Origin of the sequence: Glycomyces luteolus, assembly GCF_027622875.1 — a bacterium.
GTDB classification, from domain to species: domain Bacteria; phylum Actinomycetota; class Actinomycetes; order Mycobacteriales; family Micromonosporaceae; genus Glycomyces; species Glycomyces luteolus.
In genome coordinates, this window is record NZ_JAPZVP010000003.1 from 127,622 (window position 1) to 151,468 (window position 23,847).

Here is a 23,847-nt window from a genome sequence, read left to right on the forward strand (position 1 = left end):
CGGCTCCTAGATGAACTTCTCGACGGCGAGGAATTCGGCGAGCGCGACGCCGCCCTGGCCTTCGTCCGTGACGATCTGGCCGGCGGTGCGGGCGGGACGCTCGGCGGCGCTCAGCACCTCGTTGCCCGCGGCGGCGGGCCCGGCCTCGGTCACTCCGAGGTCGGCGAGGCTCAGCGTCTCGACGGGCTTGCGCTTGGCGGCCATGATGCCCTTGAGGGACGGGTAGCGCGGAGTGTTGATGGTGTCCCAGACGGACACGATCGCCGGAAGGTTCGCGCTGAGCACGTCGTATCCGTTGGTCCTCTGGTGCTCGACGGTGATGGCGGTGCCGTCGGTGTCGATCTTGCGGGCGCCGGTGAGCGCGGGGGCGCCGGTGCGAGCGGCGAGCAGGTGCGGCATGACGCCCATGCCGGAGTCGGTGGACTCGGCGCCCGCGATCACGAGGTCCCATTCGAGGCGGCCGAGTGCCGCGGCGAGGATCGCGGAAGTGGTGAGCGCGTCGGAGCCGCCGACGGCGTCGTCCTCGATGTGCACGGCCTTGTCGGCGCCCATCGCGAGGACCTTGCGCACGGTCTCCATGGCCTGGCTGGGGCCGAGGTTGAGGACGGTGACCTCGCCGCCGTGGGCCTCTTTGAGCTGGAGGGCGGCTTCGACGGCGTATTCGTCGAGCTCCCCCATGACGTTGTTGGCGCCGTTGCGGTCGACCCGCAGCTGGGCGTCCAGCTGTCTCGCGAGTCCCGAGTCCGGGACCTGCTTGACCAGAACCACGATGTTCATCGACAACCTCCGAGGTCGTACTAGAGGACGCTTGTTGGCCTTAGTTTTCGTTCAGGCGTCTCGGCCTGAACTATATCCTACGAAGTTACTTACGGGTAACCACCCGAGGCGTTGTTGTCCCCGGCGCGGCGGACAGGCATGATTGGATCATGATCCGCGCGTTCGTCTTCCTGGTCCTGGCACACCTGGCGCTGGTCATCGCAGCGGTCGCAGACTGCCTCGGCGGTGAACACGCCCCCAGGAAGCTCACACGCGCCTGGTGGGTGCTCATCATCGTGCTCGTCCCCATCGCCGGCGGCATCCTGTGGTTCACCATAGGCCGTGCCAGGCCCCCGCGCCCGCAACCGGGGCCGCGCCACGGCAGCGCCGGGCCGCGGAATCCGAATGGCCCGGTCGCGCCCGACGACGACCCCGACTTCCTGCGGGACATCGACCGCCGCCTGCGCGACGACAACAAGGAGGACTGACCTTCAGGCCGACTTCTCGCGCCGCAGGCGGACCGCCCGGCGCGGAGTGGCCTTGGTCCTCGGCACGAGCGTGGGATTCACGTTGCGGCGCACCACGTCAGCGGTGATCTCGACCTTCGCGACCTCGTCGGCGCGCGAGGGGATCTCGAACATGACGGGTTGCAGCACCTCTTCCATGATGGCGCGGAGCCCGCGCGCGCCGGTGCCGCGCAGCATCGCCGACTCCACGATGGGTTCGAGCGCGTCCGGGGCGAACTCGAGCTCGACGCCGTCGAGTTCGAGCAGCCGCTGATACTGCTTGACCAGCGCGTTCTTCGGCTCGGTGAGGATGCGCAGCAGCGCCTCCTTGTCGAGGTGGTCCACAGTGGTCAGGATGGGGAGGCGCCCGACCATCTCGGGGATGAGCCCGTATTTCAGCAGGTCGTCGGGCATGACCTGGGAGACGATCGCGTCTTCCGCGGAGTCCTCAGCGTCGTGCAGGTGGGCGGTGAAGCCGACGGTGCGCTTGCCGACGCGGGTCTTGATGATCTCCTCGATCCCGGCGAACGCGCCGCCGCAGATGAAGAGGATGTTCGTGGTGTCGATCTGGATGTGCTCCTGGTGCGGGTGCTTGCGCCCGCCCTGCGGCGGCACGGCCGCGTGGGTGCCTTCGAGGATCTTCAGGAGCGCCTGCTGCACGCCCTCGCCGGAGACGTCGCGGGTGATCGAGGGGTTGTCGGCCTTGCGTCCGGCCTTGTCGATCTCGTCGATGTAGATGATGCCGGTCTCGGCGCGCTTCACGTCGAAGTCGGCGGCCTGGATGAGCTTGAGGAGGATGTTCTCCACGTCGTCGCCCACATAGCCGGCCTCGGTGAGGGCCGTGGCGTCCGCGATCGCGAACGGGACGTCGAGCATCCGCGCGAGGGTCTGCGCCAGGTGGGTCTTACCGGAGCCGGTGGGCCCGACCATGAGGATGTTCGACTTCTGGAGCTCCACGTGGTCGCCGCCGCGGATCGAGCCGAGCTCGTCGAGCTGCACGCGCTTGTAGTGGTTGTAGACCGCGACCGCGAGCGAGCGCTTCGCGGAGTCCTGGCCGATGACCCACTGGTCGAGGAATTCGACGATCTCCTTGGGCTTGGGCAGATCCTCCCAGGCGACCTCGGCCTCTTCGGCGAACTCCTCTTCGATGATCTCGTTGCACAGGTCGATGCATTCATCGCAGATGTAGACGTTCGCCGGGCCGGCGATGAGCTTGCGGACCTGCCGCTGCGACTTCGAGCAGAACGAGCACTTCAAGATCTCGCTGTCACCCAGGCGAGGTGCCATCGCGGTAACTCCCTTCCTCGGCGCACCCGTGGGCTCGTGCCGAGCGTGCTTTCTTGCTCCATTGCTGAAAGGTCAACCCGTGCCACCGATCCGGCTCCGTTGATTCAGGACGAACCGGTGTCTCGATCCAGTATTTCGCATTTGCCGTCACCGCGCCACCCTTGCGGGGCTCGGGGCCGGCCTCGGCCACGGTATCGCGGCCGGGCGACATCGGGGGGCGGATCGATCGGAGGTGAGGCTCCGTCGGATGGCGGTGCGGAGGCGGCGGGCCGGGCGTGCCGCGGGCTGGACGCCGGCCCGCCGCTCCTGGGGCTTGCTTACGCCGCGGCCTCGGCGGGCAGGGCGTTCTTCTTGCGGTAGGTCAGGACGTTGTCGACGATGCCGTACGCGACGGCCTCCTCGGCGGTGAAGATCTTGTCGCGCTCGATGTCGCGGCGGACCTTGTCCACGGGCTGACCGGTGTGGCGGGCGAGAATCTTCTCCAGCTGGTCGCGCATGCGCATGATCTCGCGGGCCTGGATCTCCATGTCGGAGGCCTGGCCGAAGGTGCCCTCGGTGGCGGGCTGGTGGACGATCACGCGGGAGTTCGGCAGCGCGGTGCGCTTGCCGGGGGTCCCGGCCGCGAGCAGCACGGCGGCGGCCGAGGCGGCCTGGCCCATGCACACGGTCTGGATGTCCGGGCGCACGTACTGCATCGTGTCGTAGATGGCCATCAGCGCGGTGAGCGAACCGCCAGGCGAGTTGATGTACATGATGATGTCCCGGTCGGGGTCGTTGCCCTCGAGGACGATCAGCTGGCTCATGATGTCGTTCGCCGAGGTGTCGTCGACCGGGGACCCGAGGAAGATGATCCGGTCCTCGAACATCTTGTTGTACGGGTTCATCTCCTTGATCCCGTACGAGGTCTTCTCCGTGAACGACGGGACGATGTAGCGGGCGCGCGGGTCGTAGCCGCCGGCCTGGGCGTGGATGTCCATCATCTGGTTCCCCTATTCCTTACTTAGTTGGCCTCGGCGGGGACGTCGGCCACCCGCTTGACGACGTGGTCGATGAAGCCGTAGTCCTTCGCCTCGGCGGCGGTGAACCAGCGGTCGCGGTCGGAGTCGCGCTCGATCTCTTCGATCGTGCGGCCGGTGTGCTCGGCGACGCGCTCCTGGAACATCTGCTTGGTGTAGAGCATCTGCTCGGCGAGGATCGCGACGTCGGAGGCGGTGCCGCCGATGCCGCCGGAGGGCTGGTGCATCATGATGCGCGCGTGCGGGAGCGCGTAGCGCTTGCCCGCGGTGCCGGCGCACAGGAGCAGCTGGCCCATGGAGGCGGCCATGCCCATGCCGACAGTGGCGACGTCGTTCTTGATGTACTGCATGGTGTCGTAGATGGCCATGCCGTCGTAGACCGAGCCGCCGGGCGAGTTGATGTAGAGCTTGATGTCGCGCTGGTCGTCCTCGGCCTCGAGCAGGAGGAGCTGGGCGCACAGGCGGTTGGCGATCTCGGAGTTGACGTCCGAGCCGAGGAACAGGATGTGCTCCTTCAGCAGGCGGTCGAAGACCATGCTGTCCAGGCCGATTGAGTTGGAGTCGCCGCCGCCCCGGCGAGCCACCGCGCTGACGACGTCCTTCTCCAGCTGCGAGGAGAATGGAATCGAACGGTCCATGTCTTGCACCTTCATTCTGTCTCGGCGATATGCACTCGGCGTTGCGGTTACCAATCCAGACCTTAGCCCGTCGGGGCGACGATCGGACGCGCCTGGGCTCCGTGTTCGCTGCGAGCGGAGCGCCCCGCGTCGCCCCGCCCGTCCTGGATCCCGGGCCGCCGCGGCGAGCGCACGGGATGACCGGCCTCCGAAGGAGCGGAAGCGCAGCCGGTGCCCGGAAACGCGATCGGGGCCCGGCCGCAGCGGCCGGGCCCCTCACCGTCGCATCGGTCAGTCCGTCACTTGCAGGAGCAGGTTCGGGCTGCCCTGGACGTCGCTGATCGCACCGGAGACGGCCGCGCCCGTGAGCGCGTCCGAGACCTCGGCGGGGGACGCGTCAGGGTGGGCCGAGAGGTACACCGCGGCGGCCCCGGCCACGTGCGGCGAGGCCATCGAGGTGCCGCTCAGCGAGCTGGGCTGGCCGAGCAGGTAGGGCGAGGTGATGTTCTCGCCGGGCGCGAAGAGGTCGACGCAGTCGCCGAAGTTGGAGAAGTCGGCGCGGGCGTCGGCCTCGGTCGAGGCGGCGACGGTGATCGCCTCCGGGGTGCGGGCCGGGGAGACGCCGCACGCGTCGGCGGTCTCGTTGCCCGCCGCCACCGCGTAGGTGACGCCCGAGTCGATCGAGGCGGCGATGGCCGCGTCCAGGGCGTCGCTCACGCCCCCGCCGAGGCTCATGTTCGCCACGGCGGGCTTGACGGCGTTCTCGGTCACCCAGTTCACCCCTTGGATGACCCCGGCGGTGGTGCCGGAGCCGAGGCAGTTGAGCACCTGCACGGGCACGATCGTGACCGCTTTGGCCACACCGTGAGTAGTGCCGCCCACGGTGCCCGCCACGTGCGTGCCGTGGCCGTTGCAGTCGAGCCCTTGGAGGCCGGGGAGGATCGCGGAGTAGCCGGTGCCGGTGCGCCCGGAGAAGTCCGCGGTGCTCGCCCAGATCCCGGTGTCGATGATGTAGGCGGTGACGCCCTCACCGGCGTTGGGATAGGTGTAGGAGCCCGAGAGCGGCAGGCCGGACTGGTCGATCCGGTCGAGGCCCCACGAGGGCGGGTCGTCTTGCGTCGCTTGGATCTCGATCGTCTGGTTCTGCTCGACGTAGGCCACGGCCGGGTCGGCCGCGAGCCGTTCGGCCTCGCGCTCGCTCATCGCGGCGAGCACGGTGTCGACGGAGCCGAAGACGGTCTCGACGTCGCCGCCGAACTCGTCCACGACCTCGGTCTCGACGCCTTCCTCGAAGGCGACGAGGTAGGAGCCCGCGATGGCGTCGGGGCTGTCTGCGGCGAGGATCTCGGCGGTCTCGGCTTGGGCGGGAGCCGCCGCGAAGCCGGTCGCGGCGAGGGTTACGAGCGAGGCGGTAAGGAGGTAACGGCGTACGGGGGGATGGTTCACCATGTACATGCACCCTTCGGGAGGAAACGGGCTATGGCATCTGTCACAAGGTACCAAGAAATTGATAGATTTGGTTACCTCGCGGTAGCGAAAACCGAAAATCCCTCTTCAACCCACAATGGAGTGAATGTGTCCGGTTCCCCCACAACCCGTCTCCGCTTCCTCGGCCTGCTCTTCTGGATGGCCGGAGGCGTCGTGCTCACCTTCGCCTGGATGGGCATGGCCGAGCTCGCGTACGTCGACGGCCAGATGCCCTACCTCGTCTCCGGCGGCGCGGCCGGCCTCGCGCTCATCATCGTCGGCTCCACCCTCATCCTCTCCGCCGCGATGTTCGATGCGGCCGAGCGCGGCGCCCAGCGCACGGCCGAACTTCTCAAGCAGGCCGCCGACGAGGCGGTCGAGGAGCAGGAGCGGGCGTCCGCCGAGCCTTCTGAAGCGGATGTGAAGAGCGAGGCCGCCGCCGCCTAGGCAGGTCTAGGCTCAAGGAAAAGTTGCAGTTCAATACCACCTAACGCGCGCTACTGTCGCGCGTTAGGAAGTATCTGCTATGGTCGGGCAAGCGCATACCCGGGTGACTTGGCACACGTGGTGGCGCGCCTGCGAACGCCCGGCCGGGGGTCGGCATTCGCTCCGAACCCCGACGGGTCTCACCGGCCCGCATCCTGAAGAGAGAGCTCAATGAAGAGAAGACTCATCCTCACCGCCGGCACCGCCGGTGCGGCGGCCCTGCCACTCAGCGCCTGCGGCTTCATCGGCGGCGGCGACGACGAGGGCGACGCGAAATCCGTCAAGTTCTGGCTCTCAGGCGACGCCAACCAAGGCGGCGGCTTCCAGAAGATGGCCGACAAGTACTTCGAGGAAACCGGGATCACCGTCGACATCGACGACATCCCTTACGACGACTTCAACACCCGTCTGCGCAACGCCGCCCAGGCCGACGGCCTGCCCGACCTCGCCCGAGTCCAGGCCCTCGACCCGATCTGGATCAACCAGCTCGAGGACCTGAGCGACGTCGCGAGCGAGGCCGGGGTCATGGAGAACCTGGTCACCGAGAACGAAGAGGGCGCCGTCCCGACCTTCCTCACCGACCTCACCGCGGTGGGACTGTACGTCAACAAGTCCCTGTTCGACGAGGCCGGGGTCGCCTACCCGACCACCGCCGACCAGATCTGGACCTGGGACGAGTTCATCGCCGCCGTCAAGGAGGTCAAGGCCGCGACTGGAGCGCGCTACGGGCTCGTGATGGACCCGTCCTCGCACCGCCTGCGCGCGATGATGTACCAGTTCGGCAGCAACGGCTTCGAGCTCGGCGACGACTGCACGTACTCGACCGACGAGCCGACCACGACCGCCGCGCTCGAGTTCTTCGCGAACATCAACGACGACGACGTGATGCCCCGCTCCGTGTGGGTCTCCGGCGACGACCCGAACGCCCTCTTCAAGAGCGGCCAGGTCGCGGCCTACTACTCCGGTTCGTGGCAGGTGGCCGACTTCCAGGCCAACATCGCCGACTTCGAATGGGCCTCGGCCATCATGCCGGCCCAGACGCGCCGCGCGACCAACCTCGGCGGCGGCTACATCGTGGTCTACAAGGGCGGCAAGTCGCAGACCGCGCTCGACTTCATCAACTGGCTCTTCACAGCCGAGAACTACACCGAGATCTGCGAGATCTCCGGGTTCCTGCCGGTCATCCAGGGACTCGACATCGACTACGGCGCCGCCCAGACCAGCTTCGACCTGTACAACGAGGAGATCGCAGCCTCGGACCCGATCTCGAGCGCCCAAGAGCGGAACAACCTCCAGATGGCGTACGCGGGACAGAGCGCCGGCGGCGACGCCGACCCGCTCAAGGAAGAGGCGATCAAGCTCGCCAACGGCGAGCAGGACGTGCCCACGACCATCGCCAACATCATTGCCGGACTCAACGAGAACATCGTCTGCGAGTAACCCCTTGACGGCCACTGCCACCACCTCCCAGACCCCTGCGGGGCCGCGCGCGCGGCCCCGCAGGGGCCGCCGCGCCCAGTACCGGCTCGCGCCGCTCGCGCTCGCCGGCGCCAGCATCGTCCTGTTCCTCGTGTTCTTCGTCTGGCCCGGCGGCCTGGGCCTGATCTACTCGTTCACCGACTACTCCGGACTCGGGACTCCCGAGTTCGTCGGCACGGACAACTACGAGCGGCTCTTCGGCGACCCGACCTTCTACGAGTCCCTGACGCGGACCCTGCTGTTCGCGCTCCTGAGCGTGCCGCTCATGTACGTCATGTCGCTGTCCGTCGCGGCGCTCCTGGTCTCGAACCACACCAGGGGCAAGACCGCGGCGAAGCTCGTGTTCTTCTTCCCCTGGCTCATCTCCCCCATCGTCGCCGGCGTCATCTGGCGGTGGATGTTCGGCGAGAGCTTCGGCTTCGTCAACTACGTCATCGACCGCCTCGGCGGGAACCCCCTCGCCTGGCAGACCGACCCCGACCTCGCGCTCATGGTCGTCGTCATAGCCGCGACCTGGGGCGGCACGGCCTTCAACATGCTGATCTTCATCGCCGCGCTCAAGAACGTGCCGCGCGCCTACTACGAGGCCGCCGAGATCGACGGGGCGAACGCCTGGCAGCGCTTCCGCAGCATCACGCTGCCGTCGATCGCGCCCACCTCGTTCCTGGTGATCCTCCTGTCCTCGCTCGGCGCCATGAAGGAGTTCGCGATGATCCAGGCGCTCAACGAAGGCGGTCCGGGCACCTCGAACGTGCTCCTGATCCAGTACATCTACGAGACCGGCTTCCAGCGGGCCGACATCGGCTACGCCAGCGCCGTCTCGATGGTCCTCCTGCTCATCCTGCTGACCATCGCCCTGGTGCAGATGGCCGTGAACCGGAGGAGCGCATGAGCACCTCGACAACCGCACCGCAGCAACCGGTGAAGCCGAAGGCGCGCAAGGCCAAGGAGCTCGGCAGCGTGGTCCCGATGACCACGTTCATGTGGCTGCTGGCGGTGCTGTACGCCTTCCCGCTCGTCTGGTTCCTCTTGAGCGCCTTCAAACCCGGGTCGGAGCTGTTCCAATACCCGCTCACGATCCTGCCGGAGAACCCGACCGCGGCCGGGTTCGAGAAGGCCTGGGACCGGTTCGACTTCATGCTGTACTTCTCGAACACGCTCGCCGTGGCGCTCACGACCACCGTGCTGACGGTGTTCGCCAGCGCGATGACCGGGTACGCGCTCGCGAAGTACCAGGACAAGGTGTGGATCCGGATCTTCTTCGTGTGCCTCCTGGCCACGACGATGCTGCCGACCGAGGTCATCCTCTCGCCGACGTTCCTGGTCATCCGGGACCTGGGCATGTACGACTCGATGGCGGGCCTGGTGGTGCCGTCGATCCTCACGGCCACCGGCGTGTTCATGTTCCGGCAGTACTTCGTGTCCATTCCGGACGACATCCTCGAGGCGGCCCGGATCGACGGGGCGCGCGAGACGGGTATCTTCTTCCGGATCATGCTGCCGATGTCGCGGCCGATCATCATGACGCTGGCGATCTTCTCGTTCCAGTGGCGCTGGAACGACTACATCTGGCCGCTGATCGTGGTGGGCGACGAGCGGAAGTTCACGCTGCAGATCGCCCTGCGGTCCATTGTGGGGGCTGAGAACATCGACTGGCCGCTGCTGCTGGCGGCCTCGGTGATGTCGATCCTGCCGCTGGTGCTCATCTTCATCGTGTTCCAGAAGTACGTCATGAACGAGGACATCAATGCCGGACTCAAGGACTGACACGGTCTTCCTGGACGCGGTCACCGCGGCGGCCGACGAGCGGGCGCAAGAGGTGCTCGCGGGGGTCGACGAACTCCTCGCGGGCGCGCCGCACCACCGGGCGGTCATGTCCGCCGCGAAGGCGCTGGTGGCGTGCGGGGTGCACCGGGCCTCGGCGTTCTACGCCTCGGAGGACGCGGCCCGGGCGGCGGAACGGCTCGTGGCGTTCCTGGCCCGGATGCAGGGCGGGAACGGCCTGTTCGACGCCGAGAACCTCGCTTCGCCGCCGGACACCGCGTTCACGGTCAACGACCTGTGCGACACGTACGCACTGCTGCGGGACGCACCGGAGCCCCTGCGGCCCTTGGCCGGGGCACTGGAGCCGATCGCGATGGCGGCGGCCGGGCCGCTGCGGCTCGGCGGCGTCCACACGCCGAACCACCGCTGGGAGCTGTGCGCGGCGCTGGCGCGGCTCAACGCGCACTGGCCCGACGAGCGCCTGGTGGCGCGGGTCGAGGAGTGGCTGGCCGAGGGTATCGACATCGCCCCGGACGGCTTGTACTCGGAGCGGAGCCCGAACTACTCGCTGCACGTCTCGAACCCGTCGTTGACGGCGATCGGGACGTTGCTGGGGCGGCCGGAACTGCTCGACGCGGTGTACCGGAACCTCGAGGCGGTCGCGGCCACCGCGCTGCCCGACGGCACTGTGGAGACCGTGCATTCGCGGCGGCAGGACCAGCGCGTCCCGATCCCTCTGGCGCCGTTCCTGATGCAGTTCCGGCGGTTCGCGATCGCGCGGGAACGCGGGGACTTCGCGGCGGTCGTGCGCGAGATCCTCGAGTCGCCGATCGCGTATCCGAGCGAGGCGCTGGCCGAAATCCTGCTGGAGCCGGCGCTGGCCGGGCCGCTGCCTGAAGCCGAGGCGCCGAAGCCGGTGAGCGCGGTGTTCGATTCGGCGGGCCTGGCGGTGATCCGGGACGATGACTTCGCGGTCACGGTCTTCGGCGGCACGGACTACGCCGAGCACGGCTGGATCCGCTCGGGGCTGTCGAGCAATCCGACGTTCCTGCGGGTGTTCGCGGGCGAGGCCGTGCTGGATTCGGTGCGGCTCTCGCGGGACTTCTTCGGCATGGGGCCCTTCAGGTCCGGCGATTTCGAACTGGATGAGGGCTCGTTCGTCTTGACGGAGCGGGTCGCCGCCGCGTACTACCACCCGCTGCCCGCCGAGTTCCGTCGCGCGGACGGCGAGTACGCCCTCACCGACGACGGCCGCTTCTCCGCGTCGATGGACTTCCCGCACCGGCCTCGGGAGGTGTTGTCGTTGGAGACCGAGGCTCGGGTGCGAGTCGGTGAACGTGCAGTGCGCCTTGACATCGCGGCGGATCCGGGACGCGTGCGGCAGGTGCTGGAGCTGGCGTTCCGCGAGGGGGGCGAGCTGGAGGGCGTGCGGCCGTCGGCGTCCGGCGGGTTCGAGCCGGTCGGCGGCGAGTTCGCCTATGCGGCGGGCGGGCACCGGATCGCGGTCAGTGTGGACGGTCCGGGGACGGGCCCCGCGCTCGGGTACCACCCCGGGGAGGACTACACGCACCTGTCGGGTACCGATGCGGCCCAAGGTCTCCGGGTGTACGTGCCGCTGCCTTCCAGCGGTCGTTCCACGGTGGTGTTCCAGGCTCGGTAATGTCCCCCCTTGGCGGCATTTGACCGATGGGCTACGGGAATGGAAACATTGGCCATACGCATGCGTAATGAATTGTCAATAGCCTAATATGTGATAGCCGACACACAACCAACTAGATGGTTGCGATGGCGCCGTCACTCCTATAGGTTGGGACCAAACACGCTTCGTGATCGATCGATCCTCTTGCGGAGCAACGGTTCTCCTTGACACCCTCTATCTAAAGAGGTCAATGCCATGTTGACTGACCACCCCACTCTGCTGCTCGTAGGCAACCGATTCTCCGGATTCAGCGCCGCTCACCCGGAAGTCCTCACCGTCAGTGAGTTCATCCGACACCTCCGCAACGACGCGGGCGCTCCCCGACCCGAGCACCTCACCCTCCAGCCCGGCCAGGGCATCGGCGAGTCCCAATGGGACCTGCTGCGGCTCGAGATCGCCGAACGCGGTCTCTCCCACCGCATCCACCTCCTGCCGGCCCTCCCGGCTCCGGCCGGGCGCCACGAGACCCACAAGCACCTCGAGGTCAACCGCCTCATCGCCAGTCCCCGCATGACCGGCCCCGGCCGGTACCGAGCGGATCTGCGGGTGCACAACGACAACGAGCTGCTCATCGACCACCAGACCGGCCAGCACGTGCAGGGCATGGTCGCGGTCGAGGCGGCCCGGCAGATGTTCCTCACCGTCACCGAGCGCTTCCTGCTCCCCGACGACCGCGAGCGGTACTTCGTGATCAACTCGCTCGACACCGAGTTCGAGAACTTCCTGTTCCCGCTGGCCGCCGAGATCGACTACCGCATCGTCGAATCCGACACGGCCGACCCCGACCGCCTCTCGTTCACCGTGGAGATCGGCATCGAACAGGCCGGACGCCGCTGCACCCGCACCGAAGTGAGGTTCACGGCCTTCGAGAACCGGCTCATCGAGTCCAAGGAGCAGCGCCGGGCCGAGAAGGCCCTCGCCGCGGTCGTGGAGCGGCGCGAAGGGGCCTATGCCGATGCAGCCGTCCACTGATGGGGAGTCCGAGTTCGACGCCGCTTTCTTCGACGTCGACGAGACGCTCCTGGCGAGCAAGAGCATGTTCCGCTTCCTGCGGTTCTACCTGCGCCGCAAGGGCGAACCGGAGCTCCTCTACGAGCGTCTCGCCGGCGAGCTGAGCACGCTGGCCGCCGCGGGCGTGCCGCGCGAGGAGGTCAACCGGGCGTACTACCGGCTCTACGCCGGTGAATCGGCCGAGCTCCTGGCCACTGTGGGCCGGGAATGGTTCGAGGACGAGCTGTCCGACCCCGGGTTCCTCCTCGAAGCACCGGTCGCCGAGCACGCGGAGCTGCGTGCGCGAGGCGTCCCGACCCACCTCGTCTCGGGCTCGTTCTTCGCCTGCCTGGAGCCCGCCGCCGCGCTCCTCGGGGCCTCCGAGACGCACGGCCCGCCGTTGCAGATCCGCAGAGGCCTCCTCACCGGCGAGATCGACTACCCGGTCATCGGCCGGGGCAAGGCCGAGACCGTCCAAGCGGTGGCCCGCCTGCGCGGCTACCGGCTCGACCACTGCATCGCGTACGGCGACCACGCCACCGACCTGCCGATGCTCGAGACCACCGGCACCGCCGTCGTCGTCGGTGACGACGCGGTGCTCCGCCGCCGCGCGGATGCGGCCGCCTGGCGCACTCTGCCGCAGACTCCGCGCACCGCGCCCCTTGAGCGCACCCCCGCGCGGCCCGGCATCGCCGCCTGAACCAGCGCGCTCTACCGGTCAACCCCGACGAATCCGGTCCCCGCCACCGAACCCGAACACCACTGGAGGCACCGCCATGTCCGCGACCTATCTCCTCACCACCGAACTTCCCGTGCAGGCCGACCGGGCCGACGAGGCCGCAGCCGCCTGGAGCGAACTGCTGGCCGACGCGGCCGACAAGGACCGCGTCCTCTACCGCTGCCTCGAAGCCGACACCCTGCTCGAACTGCGCGCCCTCACCGGGCTCGACGAGATCGCCGCGGCCGACGCGGACTTCGAAACCCAATGGCACGCGGTCGGACCGCACGCCGCCGGGGACTTCCGCCGCCAGGCGCTGCGCTTCGTGGAGGCCCCCAAGGAACCCGGCACCGCCCTCCCGGTGACCCCGTACGTGCAGCTGCGCTATGTGGAGGTCAAGCCCACCGCGTACGAGGCCTACCGGGCCTGGCGCGAGGCCACCATCTTCGACGTCGTGCGCGGCGCCGAGGAAGTGGACTCCTTCAGCGCGTACCACACCGTGGTCAGCACCCAGCCCGGCGTGCTCTTCGTCAGCGGCTTCTCCTGCCCCCCTGAGCAGTACCAGCGTCCGTTCACTTCGGACCGCTACCGCGAGATCGTCCAGCAGGCCGGCGACCGCTACATCACCGGCGGGCCCGGCGGCCTCTACACCCGCTGCTACGAGCGCATCGAACGCTAGGGGCGCACTCGTGAGCTCTGTCGTCCTGGACCTCAGCGTCACCACCCAGGGACCCACCTATCCGCCCAGCGAGATCATGGACAAGGACGGGAACTTCGTCACCATCGGCCGGATCAACCGCGCCGGTGACGACGACACCGTCAGCGCCGCATGGGGATCGGCGCTCGTCGCGCAGGACAGTCCGCTACCGCCGTTCGGCGCCCAGGCGCCGTACCGGATCCTGCGCGAACTCACCGACGACGACCGCGACATGGAGCTGTACACGCTGCCGCTCCCGCTGCCGTGCAACAACTACCCGATGCTGTTCGCCCCCGAGCAGCGTCCCGACGCGCACGAGGTGGTGCGGCCGAGCCACCCGCTGCACCAGGCGCCGATCCCGGACCTGCGCGAGGCCGACGGCCCGCGCCGCAGGGACCCGATCACCCTCGGGCAGTGGCGGCGGGCCCGCGGCCAGGTCGAGGTCACGGTGACCGAAGGCGGCACGGCCGCCGAGTTCGAGTTCTGGTTCACCGGCCTCATCCCCGACAGCGTCTACACCGTCATGTCCCTGCGCCAGAAGGACCTCGACCCGGCCGGACCGACCCGTCCCGGGCCGCTCGGGATCCCGAACGCCTTCTACGCCGACCGGGGCGGCGCGGCCCACTACACGGCCCGCCTGCCCGACCCGTTCCCCGCACCCGACCGGCTCGGCGCCAACCGCGTCATCAACGTCGTGGTGCTGTGGATGAGCTACCAGCAGAACTACGGCGGCGCTATCGGCCACTTCGGACTCGGCGGGGACATCCACGCCCAGCTCAAGCTGACCGGACCGTCCTTTCAAGAGCTGATCACACGCTCATAGCCGAGCGAGGTGAGCGATCCCCGGGAACCCGGGGCCGCAGCGACGCGGCACCGGGCGAACACCCTCCCTCCACCGATCGCCGACCCGATTCGAGGTGACCGATCATGGCCATGCCCTTGTCTCCCACCGCAACCCCGACCGACTCCCCCACCGCCGCAAGGCGGCCCGTGGGGATCGTCGGCACCGGCTCCTACCTGCCGTCCCGCGTCGTCGGCAACGACGAAGTGGGCGCCAGAGCAGGCGTCGACGCCGAATGGATCCTCCGCAAGACCGGCATCGGCGCCCGCCGCTACGCCGCGGCCGACGAGGCCACCTCCGACCTCGCCGCCCACGCCGGGCGCGCGGCGCTGGAGGACGCCGGCGTGGACCCGGCCCGTCTCGACTGCATCATCGTCGCCACGTCCACACCGGACCATCCGCAGCCCGCGACGGCCGCGATCGTGCAGCACCGGCTCGGCGCCGACGGCGTTCCCGCGTTCGACGTGAACGCCGTCTGCACCGGCTTCCTGTTCGCGATGGCCGCGGCCTGGAGGCTCGTCGCCGACGGCGGCCGCGCGCTCGTCATCGGCGCGGACATCTACTCGCGCATCATCAACCCCGCCGACCGGCGCACCGCGGTCCTCTTCGGCGACGGCGCCGGCGCGGTCGTCCTGGGGCCGGTCCCCGAAGACCGCGGCATCACCGCCGCGACCCTGCGAACCCATGGGGCGCACCACGAGATGATCAACGTGCCCGCCGGCGGCAGCCGCTACCCGGCGCGGCTGCGCGACGCCGACGACGACGCGCATTACTTCGCCATGGACGGCAGGGCCGTGCGCGCCTTCGTCACCGAGCAGCTCCCGCTCTCGGTGAAGGAGGCCGTCGAGGAGGCCCGCACGACCACCAGCGACATCCGGCACTTCGTGCCGCACCAGGCGAACGGGCAGATGCTCGACGAGATCCAGCCGAGCCTCGGGCTCCACAACGCCTCGAGCCACCGCACCGTCGCCGAGTACGGCAACACCGGCTCCGCGTCGGTGCCGGTCACGCTCGACCGGGCGAACCGGTCCGGGGCGTTCGAGGACGGCGACCAGGTACTGCTCTCAGGGTTCGGCGGCGGCATGTCGATCGGCAGCGCCGTCCTGCGCTGGAGCCGCCGGTGACGGTCCGCCCGGCCGGCGGGGCCTCCCCCGCCGGCCGGGCCCCGGCCCTAACCCTGCAGCAGTCGCGCCGCGCCCGGCGGGAAGTCGTCCGGGGCGCTGGCGACCGCTTCGATGCTCGCCCGCCCGAACGCGTTCAGGGAGGCCCGCAGCGCCTCCAGGGTCGTTACCTCCGGGCGCAGCTCGATGAACAGGAGGTTCCGCTGCTGCGGCATCACGAACGGCCACGAGGAGATCCCGATGAGGGTGATCAGCAGCGCGGCCACCGCGGGCGCGTTGTCGACCCCGAGCGCGCGCTGGAGGGCGGCGATCTTGTCCTCGTAGAACGCCTGCCGCTCGTCGCGCCACGGCAGCGGCGAATCCCCGAACGTCAGTCCCTCCCAGGCGATCAGCCGCACCATGCTGGGATCGCGCAGGTGGAAGTCGAAGACCGCGCCAACGTACTCGTCGAGCCCGGCGCGGTCGGTCGGCAGCGGCACCGCCTCGCCGAGCCGCCGGTGCGCCTCGCGCAGCACCTCGGCGAACAGGTTCTCCTTGCTCTTGAAGTACGCGTAGATCCGCTGCTTGTTGCATCCCGCGAGGGTGGCGATGCGGTCCACGCGCGCCCCGGCAGGGCCGTGCTCGGTGAACTCTTCGTAGGCGGCTTGCAATATGGCGTCCCGGGTCCGGTTCGAGACGGGCCGGGCGACGGATTGAGCGGGCATCGCGGCATTGTATCTCGCCAACTAACCGGTTGGGCGGCCTCGGTCGGCCCGAACCGCTTCTGATAGAACCATCCGGACGGCCGCGAAGCGGGCGCCCGGTCCACGAAGGCCGTCACCTCCATAGCGGACGGTACGGCCTCGAGACCTGAACGGAGCACCATGTCCGCACAGCAGCACTCCGAGACGATCGACATCGCCCTGGTCAGCGGCGCGACCGGCGGCATGGGCGGCGCCATCGCCGCCCGCCTCGCGAGCGACGGCGCCCTCGTCGTCATGCTCGGCCGCGACGCCGCCCGCCTCGACACCGCCCGTGAACGCCTCGCCGGCTCGCTCGCACCCGAAGCGGCCGACCGGCTCCACAGCCTGGTCCTCGACATCAACGACACCGCCTCCGTCGACGCGGGCGTCGCGTCCGTGATCGCCGAGCACGGCCGCGTGGACATCCTCGTCAACGCCGCGGGCGACGGGCCGGTCGCCCCGCTCGACCAGGCCGACGACGACATGTGGGCGACCACGCTGGGCGGCAAGCTCCTCGGCGCGATGCGCCTCACCCGCGCCGTCGCCGCCCCGATGACCGAGCGCGGCAGCGGCCGCATCGTCTTCGTCAACGGCGTCTTCCGCTCCGAACCCGACCCGATGTTCGTGGTCAACTCCGTCGCCAACGCCGGACTCGGCGGCCTCGCCAAGGCCATCTCGAAAGACCTGGGCCGCAAGGGCATCCGCGTCAACACCGTCGACCCCGGCGCTACCGACACGGCACTGTGGGCGGACATCGTCGCCGACCTCGGCTCCCGGCTCGGCGTCGACCCCGCGGAGCTCGACAAGCAGATCCAGAGCGGCGTGCCGCTCGGCCGCCTCGTCGACCCCGAGGAGGTCGCCGCCGCCGTGGCCTTCCTCGTCTCGCCCGGGGCCGCGATGGTCAACGGCGCCTTCATCACCGTCGATGGCGGCGCGCGGGCCTCGGTGTAGCGCCATGACCGCCGTCAGCGCTCCCGCCGCACCGGAGGACACCGCGCTCCTCACCGTCCCCTGGCCGGCCGCGATCACCGCCGCCGCGGTCACGTGCGTCGCCGTCGCCTCCGTGTACCTGACGCAGCCGATCTTCCCCGAGATCGCCGCGCACTTCGGCGTCGCCGACGAGCAGGCCCGCTACGCGTTCACCGGCGCGAGCCTGGCCTACGCCCTCTCGTTCTTCCTCTTCGGACCGCTGACCGACCGTGTCCCGTTGCGGTTCATGGGCTTCGGCGGCGCGGTGGCGCTGGCGGCATTGCTGGCGGTGGCGGCGTTCAGCCCAGGGTTCGGCGTGTTCGTGGCGCTGCTGGGCCTCGCCGGGGCCGCTGCCGCGGCGGTGCCCTCGGCGATGATCGCGCTCATGCCGCGCCTGGCCCCGCCCGCGTTGAAGGGCATGCTGTTCGGCCTCGTCATCGGCGCTTCGGTCGCGGGCATCACGTTGGGCCGCTCGGTCACCGGCGTGGTGGCCGAATGGACGGACTGGCGCACTGCGGTGGTCAGCGTCGCCGTGCTCAACCTGATCGGCGCGGCCGCGATGCTGACGCTGCCGCGCCTGTCCGCTCCGGCGGGGACGGGCGGGCCCGTGCGGTCGGCCTACGGGGCGGTCCTCGGCCTGTTCCGGCTCCCGGCCACGGTGCGGCTGCTCGCGCTGGGGGTGTGCCTGTTCTTCGGGTACCTCGGGGTCGCGACGTTCCTGACCTACCGCCTGCAGGCCGCGCCGTTCGAGTACGACGTGGCCGCGATCGGCCTGCTCAACCTCGCCGGGCTCGTCGGCGTGGTGGGCGCCCCGGCCGCCGGCCGGCTCGTGCCGCGCATCGGCGCACCCGCCGTGGTGTTCGCCGGGCTCGGCACGGTGCTCGCGGGCATCGCGCTGCTCGGCTTCGCCGCGCACCCGACCATGATCGCGGCCGGGACGCTGCTGCTGTTCGCGGGCGTCTTCGCCTGCCAGCCCGCGGTACTGGTCATGCTCGCCGCCGCCGCGCCGCCCGGCAGCCAGGGCGGCGCCTCCTCGCTGTACATGCTCGTCTGCCTGCTGGCGGGCTCCGCCGCCAGCGCCGCTCTCGGTCCCGTGTGGACGAATAGCGGTTGGACGGGCGTGGTGCTCACCGGGATCGCCGCGGTGCTGGCCGCGGCGGTCCTCGCCTCGGCCGCGCGGTCGAGGCGTCCTGTTCCGCAACCGAGTCAAGGAGGAAACTGATGCCGTTCATCACCGTCACGACCTGGCCGAACCAGACCGACGAGCAGTGCCAGAAGCTCATCGAGGAACTCACCGCCACGACCCACGAGGTCACTGGCGCGCCGCTGGACAAGATCACCGTGGTCGTTCACGAGGTCCCGCAGGCCCGTTGGGGCGAGGCCGGGATCATGGCCACGAACCCGGAGTTCCCCGAGCTCAGCCGCCGTCGCTGACCAATCTGAAAGGACTGTATTCAATGGACGAGCAAGCCGAACTCGGTCGCTACGACCGGGGCCTGGAGATCCTGCGGCGCTTGGCCGGTGAGGACGAGCCCGCGGTGACGCGGGACTTCACCGACATCGCGCCCGATCTGGGGCGACTCACCGTGGAGTTCCCGTACGGGGACGTGTACCACCGCTCCGAGCTGGACCTCCGCGAGCGCCAGTTGGCGACGATCGGCGGCCTGGCCGCCCTCGGGTACGCGTTGCCGCAGTTGCGGTTCCACATCGCAGGGGCGCTCAACATCGGCTGCAGCAGGCGCGAGATCGTGGAAGCGATCATGCACCTGGCGTCCTACACGGGGTTCCCGGCGGTGCTCAACGCGATCACCGTGGCGAAGGACGTGTTCGCCTCCCGGGACGACGACGAGCCGGGCTACGCGGATGCGGCGCCGGAGCCGGAGGGCTCGCGCTATGAGCGCGGTTGGAAGGCCCTGGCGGAGATCGACGGTCACGCGGGCGAAGCGGTGATCGAGAACCTGCAGTCGATCGCGCCCGACCTGGGGCGGTACATCATCGAGTTCGCGTTCGGCGACCTCTACGTGCGCGGCGGGCTGGACCTGCGCTCGCGCGAGATCGTCACGATCGCCGCGTGCACGGCGCTCGGGAGTGCGCTGCCGCAGTTGAAGGTGCACATCCACGGTCTGCTCAATGTGGGCGGCACACGGGAGGAAGTCGTCGAGACGATCCTCCAGATGGCGGTGTACGCGGGGTTCCCGGCGGCGCTGAACGCCATGAACGCCGCGAAGGAGGTCTTCGCCGACCGCGACTGACCGCATGGTGAAGGCCGGTCCGCACGGGGACCGGCCTTCACTGTGCTCAGGCGATGAGCAGGAGCACGGCGATGACGACCATGGCCGCGGCGGTGGCGAAGTGGACGCCGAAGGCGGTCGCGCGGGCTCCCTTGGAGCGCAGGACGATCAGGCCGTCGAAGACAGGCATCACGGCGGCGGCGAGCATGATCCAGCCGGTGACCGAGGTGGTGGCCAGCGCGGTCGCGACCAGGAGCATGAGGCCGGTGCCGATGTCGCGCCCGCCTTTGACGGTGAGCCAGTGGTTGAGGACGGGGTCGTCGGCCGGGGTGCCGGGGATGCCGAAGCCCATGAAGAACTGGGGCTTGAGCATGCCGGTGGTGCCCATGGCGACGACGGCGAGGCCGATGAGTGCGGCGAGGGCGGTGGCGATGATGGCGAGCATGGGGGTGGTTCCTTCCGGAAGTCGTGTCGCTAACTCTAGCATTGCTAGATTCAGTTTCAACGATAGACTGAACCGCGACCGGAAATCTAGCAGTGCTATACTTTTGTGGTGACTGCCACTGAACGCCGTGAACGGCAACGCGCCGAACGACACCAGCTGATCATCACCGCCGCCCGCGAACTCGCCGAGACCGAGGGCTGGGAGGCCGTGACCACCCGCAAGCTCGCGGACAAGGTCGAGTACAGCCAGCCGGTCCTTTACGGCCACTTCGCGAACATGGAGGCCATCCGCGACGCCGTCGCGGTCGAGGGCATCGGCGAGATGGCGGAGCAGATGCGCGAAGCGCGCCTAGCCGCCCCCGAATCGGAGGGCATCCGCGCGATCTGCACCTCGTACCTGGCGTTCGCGGCTGCGCATCCCGCCGCATACCAGGCCATGTTTTCCTTGCCCACCAAGGTGAAGTGGGCCAGCGCCGAGACCCCGGCCCCGCTGCGCGCCGCGTTCAATGAGATCGTGAGCGCCTTCGGCCCGTATAACGAGCGGAACGCGGCCCTCGCTGAGTTGATCTGGGGCTCGTTGCACGGCATGGCGGTCCTGCTGCGGAGCGGGCGCATCCCGCAGGAGCAGCAGGAGCAGCGGCTCGACCTGCTGGTCGCGCTTTTCGCCGACGCCCCTGCGTAGACCCGTTCGTATACTGGCGGGCATGGCATCCCGCATCAGCGAACTCGTCCTCGACTGCGAGGACCCCGAGCGGCTGGCCGCGTTCTGGAGCGCGGTCCTCGACTACGTCGAACTCGATCGCGAGGACGATGGCAGCATCGAGATCGGCCCGGCCGACGTCGGCTTCGGAGGCCTCCAGCCGACGCTGATCCTCAGTCCCAGCATCGATCCGAAGCCCTGGAAGCTCCCCCTCCACATCGACGTCAACGCCGTCGACCGCGACCAGGACGCCGAACTGGAGCGGCTGCTCGCACTGGGCGCCAGGCCCGCCGACGTCGGCCAGACCGGCGAGGAGAACTGGCATGTGCTGCAGGACCCCGAAGGCAACGTCTTCTGCCTTCTCCATCGGCGTCTGGACCCCGCCTAGGAGGCGCGGCACCCACATTGTCGTCCGCGACTCGGTCGCTTCCCCGCCCCGACGCTTACGGGTCCACGGTGCTCCAGGTCAAACCTGGCAGCGACGAGGAGGGGGACGGGCGGGGTTGGTTGTCGGGTGGCGGGTTGACATGCGTTGGGGTGCAGGGGCTCTGGTGGAACTGGGGGCGCGGCCGGGGCGGCGAATGTGAGGGTTTTCCCTGCGTGTGGGTGATGACGGCGGGGTCTGTAGTGGGGATAATTGAGAGTACGTACAGGGATACGGAATCCGTGTAGGTGAACGATATGGTGGTAAGCAGACTACGACATAAGCCTCTGGCCATATGCCTGCATTGCACGGACGTTGAGATCGGTGTCGGAGCCATGAGGAGCTCCGGCGTCACTCGGCCACGGCCCTTTGCGATGAGCTGTTGAACTGTCCTGGCAGGGACAGGGACACGGCGTGTACTCCCGGACCGGGGTGAGACCCGGGACGGACAGCGGCGAGCACCCACATGGTGCCTGCCGGCAGGCCCAGGCCCGATCGGACGATCAGGAGCCAGGGGCCAAGAATGAAGAGGCCAGCGCCCCCGATATGCAAGTGGGAGTGAGGGTCTGGAGGCCAGTGCCCCGATGTGCAAGAGGGGCAAAGGCTTGGAGGCCGGTGCCCCGAAACGTCTCGGCGGCAGGGGTCTAGCGGCCGGTGCCTGTGAAGGTCAGGGCCGCTGATCGCAGGCTCAGGCGAAAGCCGAAGCCTGAATCGGAAGCCTGGGCCAGGGAGGCCGAGGCGGGGGAAGCGCGAGGAGCAGCGGGAAGGAGGCGAGAGGACATGACGACCACGACCGTGCACACGACCGTCACCGCAGCCGCGACCGAGGCGACGCCCGCCGCTGACGGCTCCCACAGCGCCACCCGCTTTGTCGCTCCGCAGTCCACCACCGTCGCTGCGGCTTCGAGCCGGACTCACCCGGTCGCTTCAGCACCGGCACGAATCCGCCCGGCCCGGCCGGAAGCGGCAACCGGCCCCGCCCGGCCCGCATCGCCTGCCGAGTGGCGACGACCGGCCCCACCCCGGCGACGCACCCCCGAGCAACCGCTCACCTCTTCATCGCCGCCCGTTTGAAGCCGGGCCGAAGAGGACCCGGCCCAGGCCAGCCACCCCGAGCAATCGCCCACCCCTCCATCGCTGCCGCTTGAACCGCGCACCGAAGAGGCCCCCGCCCCGGCGACGCACCCCCGAGCAGCCACTCACCTCTTCATCGCCGCCCGTTTGAAGCCAGGCCGAAGAGAACCCGGCCCCGGCCAGCCGCCCCGAGCAAACCCCCCATCCCTCCATCGCTGCCCGCCCGAACCGCGCACCGAAGACGATCCGCACTCGCGTGGCCACGAATTCGAGGGGCCGCCAGGTCGCAGCCCCGGACCCGCCGGAGCGCTCGGTAGGGGTGATCGAGTTCCAGCCGTTGGTCACGAAGGGCAGGTCGGCCAGCTTCACCGCCCGAACTCATGCGCCCGGATCGCCATCGGCTCCCGGTTTCCCACTGGTTGAGTCCCGTCGCAGCCTGCCTCCTCCCTCGATCAGGCTCGCGGGAGCATGGGCGGCATGGACACTGGTGAAGACGGCACGGCTGCAGACGACAAGGTCGAGATCCGCATTGCCCGTGCCGATGAGTTCACGGCCGTCGCCGGTCTGCGGTGGCAGTGGGAGGTGGAGGTCGGCGAGACGCCGACCATGCCCCGTGAGACTTTCGAGAAGGGGTTCGCCGAATGGGCGCGGCGGCACATCGATTCGCATCGGTGCATCGTGGTGAGCCGCAACGGCACCGTCGTAGGCATGGCCTGGCTCGCGGTCATCGAGCGCGTGCCGACACCTGACAGCATGGCACGCGCGACCGGCGATCTCCAGTCCGTCTACCTGGTCCCCGAGGCGCGCAACGGCGGTCTCGGCAGTCGGCTCATCGCCGCGTCGCTCGATGAGGCGCGGACATTGGGACTGCCGAATGTCACCGTGCAGTCAACCACCCGTGCCGTGCCCGTCTACTCCCGCAACGGGTTCGCCGCCTCACCGAAGGTGCTTCAGGCCGACCTCTAAGAGCTCAGCGGAAGTCGTCGGCGTGGGCTTCGGCCCATTGCTCGAACGTGCGCGGCGGACGGCCGATGACCTCTTCGACCGTGGGTAGGACCAGCGACTCGTCGAGCGATCCATCCACATAGAAGTCCCAGAAGGCGTGAACGTACTTCTCGGGCATGGTCGCTTCCAGTTGCGCCCGGGTCTCCTCCAGCGAGAGGCCTTCGAAGCGGAGGGCGCGGTCGAGGACGCGCCCGAGGATCTCGAGCTGCTCGGCGGGGAACATCGCGCGCGGGCCCGTGAGGCGGTAGACCGCCCCGGCGTGGGTGTCGTCGGTCATCGAGGCCACGGCGACGGCAGCGATGTCGGCCGGGTCGATGCAGGCGAGCGGAATGTCGCCCCAAGGCGCGCGGACCAGGTCGCCGGCCTGGAGTTCGGGCAGCCAGCGGAAGGTGTTCGACATGAACGCGCTGGGCCGCAGGACGGTCCACGCGATGCCGGACTCGCGCGCGGCGGCCTCGGAGCCCTCCATCATCGCCGTGACGGCGTTCGAGGTGTCGCCGGTCCCGGCTGAGCTGCCCGAGAGCTGGACGGCGCGTTTCACCCCCGCCTCCCGCATCCGTTGGTAGAGCCCGGCCATGTCGGGGTAGCCGGGCAGCATGAACACCGCTTCGACCCCTTTGAGCCAGGGCGTCAGCGAGTCGGGGTCGTTGAGGTCGGCCACGGCGGCCTCGGAGCCTTCGGGCAGTCTCGCGCGGCTCGCGTCGCGGACGAGCGCCCGCACGGGCAGACCCTGTTCCGCCAAAGCCTGCACGACCGCTCCACCGACGTTCCCGGTCACTCCCGCTACGAGGTACATGGCGCGATCCTAGCGCGGGAACCGTTGCACCCCAATCG

General features: G+C 69.2%; 26 protein-coding genes. 18 read left to right on the plus strand and 8 right to left on the minus strand.

Annotated elements, in window-relative coordinates:
* Positions 1 to 6: 6 nt before the first annotated feature.
* Positions 7 to 777: an electron transfer flavoprotein subunit beta/FixA family protein gene (locus O1R50_RS04455; protein WP_270108675.1), complete on the minus strand. Its 771-nt coding sequence runs from the start codon at positions 775 to 777 to the stop codon at positions 7 to 9.
* A 149-nt stretch (positions 778 to 926) separates the two neighbouring features.
* Here O1R50_RS04455 and O1R50_RS04460 point away from each other — a divergent pair, with 149 nt between their 5' ends.
* Positions 927 to 1,244 carry a PLD nuclease N-terminal domain-containing protein gene (locus O1R50_RS04460; RefSeq protein WP_270108677.1) on the plus strand — a complete coding sequence of 106 codons (318 nt, stop codon included), beginning with the start codon at positions 927 to 929 and terminating at the stop codon, positions 1,242 to 1,244.
* Positions 1,245 to 1,247: 3 nt separating this feature from the next.
* On the opposite strand, the gene clpX is transcribed toward O1R50_RS04460, so the two are convergent.
* The 4 genes from clpX to O1R50_RS04480 all read right to left on the minus strand — a co-directional run bounded on the left by clpX (position 1,248) and on the right by O1R50_RS04480 (position 5,631).
* The gene (gene clpX / locus O1R50_RS04465) at positions 1,248 to 2,549 is read right to left on the minus strand and encodes an ATP-dependent Clp protease ATP-binding subunit ClpX (RefSeq protein WP_270108678.1); all 1,302 of its coding nucleotides are present in this window, start codon (positions 2,547 to 2,549) and stop codon (positions 1,248 to 1,250) included.
* Between the two features lie 317 nt (positions 2,550 to 2,866).
* A complete protein-coding gene (locus O1R50_RS04470; protein WP_333490252.1) occupies positions 2,867 to 3,529 on the minus strand; it encodes an ATP-dependent Clp protease proteolytic subunit in 663 nt (220 codons plus the stop codon).
* Positions 3,530 to 3,549: 20 nt separating this feature from the next.
* The gene (locus O1R50_RS04475; RefSeq protein WP_408612599.1) at positions 3,550 to 4,203 is read right to left on the minus strand and encodes an ATP-dependent Clp protease proteolytic subunit; all 654 of its coding nucleotides are present in this window, start codon (positions 4,201 to 4,203) and stop codon (positions 3,550 to 3,552) included.
* Positions 4,204 to 4,473: 270 nt separating this feature from the next.
* On the minus strand, positions 4,474 to 5,631 hold the full coding sequence (locus tag O1R50_RS04480) for a S8 family peptidase (RefSeq protein WP_270108679.1): 1,158 nt from the start codon (positions 5,629 to 5,631) through the stop codon (positions 4,474 to 4,476).
* Between the two features lie 126 nt (positions 5,632 to 5,757).
* Here O1R50_RS04480 and O1R50_RS04485 point away from each other — a divergent pair, with 126 nt between their 5' ends.
* From O1R50_RS04485 to O1R50_RS04530, 10 genes are all read left to right on the plus strand, one after another.
* Positions 5,758 to 6,096 carry a hypothetical protein gene (locus tag O1R50_RS04485; protein ID WP_270108680.1) on the plus strand — a complete coding sequence of 113 codons (339 nt, stop codon included), beginning with the start codon at positions 5,758 to 5,760 and terminating at the stop codon, positions 6,094 to 6,096.
* Positions 6,097 to 6,306: 210 nt separating this feature from the next.
* Entirely contained in the window at positions 6,307 to 7,575 is a 1,269-nt protein-coding gene (locus tag O1R50_RS04490) for an ABC transporter substrate-binding protein (protein WP_270108681.1), read from the plus strand.
* 4 nt (positions 7,576 to 7,579) lie between these two features.
* Positions 7,580 to 8,506, plus strand: a complete 927-nt coding sequence (locus O1R50_RS04495; protein ID WP_270108682.1) for a carbohydrate ABC transporter permease — start codon at positions 7,580 to 7,582, stop codon at positions 8,504 to 8,506.
* Positions 8,503 to 9,381, plus strand: a complete 879-nt coding sequence (locus O1R50_RS04500; protein WP_270108683.1) for a carbohydrate ABC transporter permease — start codon at positions 8,503 to 8,505, stop codon at positions 9,379 to 9,381. Before O1R50_RS04495 ends, O1R50_RS04500 begins: the two co-directional genes overlap by 4 nt.
* A complete protein-coding gene (locus O1R50_RS04505) occupies positions 9,362 to 11,038 on the plus strand; it encodes a hypothetical protein (protein WP_270108684.1) in 1,677 nt (558 codons plus the stop codon). Before O1R50_RS04500 ends, O1R50_RS04505 begins: the two co-directional genes overlap by 20 nt.
* A 234-nt stretch (positions 11,039 to 11,272) precedes the next feature.
* A complete protein-coding gene (locus tag O1R50_RS04510; RefSeq protein ID WP_270108685.1) occupies positions 11,273 to 12,049 on the plus strand; it encodes an AfsA-related hotdog domain-containing protein in 777 nt (258 codons plus the stop codon).
* Entirely contained in the window at positions 12,027 to 12,767 is a 741-nt protein-coding gene (locus tag O1R50_RS04515) for an HAD family hydrolase (protein ID WP_270108686.1), read from the plus strand. Before O1R50_RS04510 ends, O1R50_RS04515 begins: the two co-directional genes overlap by 23 nt.
* Before the next feature lie 76 nt (positions 12,768 to 12,843).
* Positions 12,844 to 13,464: a hypothetical protein gene (locus O1R50_RS04520; RefSeq protein WP_270108687.1), complete on the plus strand. Its 621-nt coding sequence runs from the start codon at positions 12,844 to 12,846 to the stop codon at positions 13,462 to 13,464.
* A gap of 10 nt (positions 13,465 to 13,474) precedes the next feature.
* A complete protein-coding gene (locus O1R50_RS04525) occupies positions 13,475 to 14,305 on the plus strand; it encodes a hypothetical protein (RefSeq protein WP_270108688.1) in 831 nt (276 codons plus the stop codon).
* A 104-nt stretch (positions 14,306 to 14,409) separates the two neighbouring features.
* Entirely contained in the window at positions 14,410 to 15,447 is a 1,038-nt protein-coding gene (locus O1R50_RS04530; protein WP_270108689.1) for a 3-oxoacyl-ACP synthase III family protein, read from the plus strand.
* Positions 15,448 to 15,494: 47 nt separating this feature from the next.
* Here O1R50_RS04530 and O1R50_RS04535 read toward each other — a convergent pair whose 3' ends face one another.
* Positions 15,495 to 16,148 (minus strand): TetR/AcrR family transcriptional regulator, encoded by a 654-nt coding sequence (locus O1R50_RS04535; protein ID WP_270108690.1) that lies wholly within the window; start codon positions 16,146 to 16,148, stop codon positions 15,495 to 15,497.
* A 159-nt stretch (positions 16,149 to 16,307) separates the two neighbouring features.
* Between O1R50_RS04535 and O1R50_RS04540 the strand changes: the two genes are divergently transcribed.
* The 4 genes from O1R50_RS04540 to O1R50_RS04555 are packed head-to-tail and all read left to right on the plus strand — an operon-like array spanning position 16,308 to position 19,387.
* Positions 16,308 to 17,117: an SDR family NAD(P)-dependent oxidoreductase gene (locus O1R50_RS04540; protein WP_270108691.1), complete on the plus strand. Its 810-nt coding sequence runs from the start codon at positions 16,308 to 16,310 to the stop codon at positions 17,115 to 17,117.
* Positions 17,118 to 17,121: 4 nt separating this feature from the next.
* The gene (locus tag O1R50_RS04545; protein ID WP_270108692.1) at positions 17,122 to 18,357 is read left to right on the plus strand and encodes an MFS transporter; all 1,236 of its coding nucleotides are present in this window, start codon (positions 17,122 to 17,124) and stop codon (positions 18,355 to 18,357) included.
* A complete protein-coding gene (locus tag O1R50_RS04550) occupies positions 18,357 to 18,569 on the plus strand; it encodes a tautomerase family protein (RefSeq protein WP_270108694.1) in 213 nt (70 codons plus the stop codon). Before O1R50_RS04545 ends, O1R50_RS04550 begins: the two co-directional genes overlap by 1 nt.
* Before the next feature lie 23 nt (positions 18,570 to 18,592).
* Positions 18,593 to 19,387, plus strand: coding sequence for a carboxymuconolactone decarboxylase family protein (locus O1R50_RS04555; protein ID WP_270108695.1), 795 nt, complete (start codon positions 18,593 to 18,595; stop codon positions 19,385 to 19,387).
* A gap of 46 nt (positions 19,388 to 19,433) precedes the next feature.
* Here O1R50_RS04555 and O1R50_RS04560 read toward each other — a convergent pair whose 3' ends face one another.
* Positions 19,434 to 19,811, minus strand: coding sequence for a DUF4267 domain-containing protein (locus O1R50_RS04560; protein ID WP_270108696.1), 378 nt, complete (start codon positions 19,809 to 19,811; stop codon positions 19,434 to 19,436).
* 108 nt (positions 19,812 to 19,919) lie between these two features.
* On the opposite strand from O1R50_RS04560, the gene O1R50_RS04565 reads away from it, so the two are divergent.
* The 3 genes from O1R50_RS04565 to O1R50_RS04575 all read left to right on the plus strand — a co-directional run bounded on the left by O1R50_RS04565 (position 19,920) and on the right by O1R50_RS04575 (position 22,974).
* On the plus strand, positions 19,920 to 20,492 hold the full coding sequence (locus O1R50_RS04565) for a TetR/AcrR family transcriptional regulator (RefSeq protein WP_270108697.1): 573 nt from the start codon (positions 19,920 to 19,922) through the stop codon (positions 20,490 to 20,492).
* 22 nt (positions 20,493 to 20,514) lie between these two features.
* Positions 20,515 to 20,898 (plus strand): VOC family protein, encoded by a 384-nt coding sequence (locus tag O1R50_RS04570; protein WP_270108698.1) that lies wholly within the window; start codon positions 20,515 to 20,517, stop codon positions 20,896 to 20,898.
* Between the two features lie 1,587 nt (positions 20,899 to 22,485).
* Positions 22,486 to 22,974: a GNAT family N-acetyltransferase gene (locus O1R50_RS04575; protein WP_270108699.1), complete on the plus strand. Its 489-nt coding sequence runs from the start codon at positions 22,486 to 22,488 to the stop codon at positions 22,972 to 22,974.
* 4 nt (positions 22,975 to 22,978) lie between these two features.
* On the opposite strand, the gene O1R50_RS04580 is transcribed toward O1R50_RS04575, so the two are convergent.
* Positions 22,979 to 23,809: an NAD(P)H-binding protein gene (locus O1R50_RS04580; RefSeq protein WP_270108700.1), complete on the minus strand. Its 831-nt coding sequence runs from the start codon at positions 23,807 to 23,809 to the stop codon at positions 22,979 to 22,981.
* Between the last annotated feature and the right edge of the window lie 38 nt (positions 23,810 to 23,847).

Excerpts from the sequence above, each read along its gene's own strand:
- O1R50_RS04500 (WP_270108683.1), top strand. The coding sequence starts at position 8,503 with ATGAGCACCTCGACAACCGCACCGCAGCAACCGGTGAAGCCGAAGGCG.
- O1R50_RS04550 (WP_270108694.1), top strand. The coding sequence starts at position 18,357 with ATGCCGTTCATCACCGTCACGACCTGGCCGAACCAGACCGACGAGCAG.
- O1R50_RS04580 (WP_270108700.1), bottom strand. The coding sequence starts at position 23,809 with ATGTACCTCGTAGCGGGAGTGACCGGGAACGTCGGTGGAGCGGTCGTG.
- O1R50_RS04545 (WP_270108692.1), top strand. The coding sequence starts at position 17,122 with ATGACCGCCGTCAGCGCTCCCGCCGCACCGGAGGACACCGCGCTCCTC.
- O1R50_RS04535 (WP_270108690.1), bottom strand. The coding sequence starts at position 16,148 with ATGCCCGCTCAATCCGTCGCCCGGCCCGTCTCGAACCGGACCCGGGAC.
- O1R50_RS04475 (WP_408612599.1), bottom strand. The coding sequence starts at position 4,203 with ATGGACCGTTCGATTCCATTCTCCTCGCAGCTGGAGAAGGACGTCGTC.
- O1R50_RS04575 (WP_270108699.1), top strand. The coding sequence starts at position 22,486 with ATGGACACTGGTGAAGACGGCACGGCTGCAGACGACAAGGTCGAGATC.
- O1R50_RS04515 (WP_270108686.1), top strand. The coding sequence starts at position 12,027 with ATGCCGATGCAGCCGTCCACTGATGGGGAGTCCGAGTTCGACGCCGCT.
- O1R50_RS04555 (WP_270108695.1), top strand. The coding sequence starts at position 18,593 with ATGGACGAGCAAGCCGAACTCGGTCGCTACGACCGGGGCCTGGAGATC.
- O1R50_RS04570 (WP_270108698.1), top strand. The coding sequence starts at position 20,515 with ATGGCATCCCGCATCAGCGAACTCGTCCTCGACTGCGAGGACCCCGAG.
- O1R50_RS04455 (WP_270108675.1), bottom strand. The coding sequence starts at position 777 with ATGAACATCGTGGTTCTGGTCAAGCAGGTCCCGGACTCGGGACTCGCG.
- O1R50_RS04540 (WP_270108691.1), top strand. The coding sequence starts at position 16,308 with ATGTCCGCACAGCAGCACTCCGAGACGATCGACATCGCCCTGGTCAGC.
- O1R50_RS04510 (WP_270108685.1), top strand. The coding sequence starts at position 11,273 with ATGTTGACTGACCACCCCACTCTGCTGCTCGTAGGCAACCGATTCTCC.
- O1R50_RS04505 (WP_270108684.1), top strand. The coding sequence starts at position 9,362 with ATGCCGGACTCAAGGACTGACACGGTCTTCCTGGACGCGGTCACCGCG.
- O1R50_RS04530 (WP_270108689.1), top strand. The coding sequence starts at position 14,410 with ATGGCCATGCCCTTGTCTCCCACCGCAACCCCGACCGACTCCCCCACC.
- O1R50_RS04490 (WP_270108681.1), top strand. The coding sequence starts at position 6,307 with ATGAAGAGAAGACTCATCCTCACCGCCGGCACCGCCGGTGCGGCGGCC.
- clpX (WP_270108678.1), bottom strand. The coding sequence starts at position 2,549 with ATGGCACCTCGCCTGGGTGACAGCGAGATCTTGAAGTGCTCGTTCTGC.
- O1R50_RS04520 (WP_270108687.1), top strand. The coding sequence starts at position 12,844 with ATGTCCGCGACCTATCTCCTCACCACCGAACTTCCCGTGCAGGCCGAC.
- O1R50_RS04470 (WP_333490252.1), bottom strand. The coding sequence starts at position 3,529 with ATGATGGACATCCACGCCCAGGCCGGCGGCTACGACCCGCGCGCCCGC.
- O1R50_RS04480 (WP_270108679.1), bottom strand. The coding sequence starts at position 5,631 with ATGGTGAACCATCCCCCCGTACGCCGTTACCTCCTTACCGCCTCGCTC.
- O1R50_RS04560 (WP_270108696.1), bottom strand. The coding sequence starts at position 19,811 with ATGCTCGCCATCATCGCCACCGCCCTCGCCGCACTCATCGGCCTCGCC.
- O1R50_RS04460 (WP_270108677.1), top strand. The coding sequence starts at position 927 with ATGATCCGCGCGTTCGTCTTCCTGGTCCTGGCACACCTGGCGCTGGTC.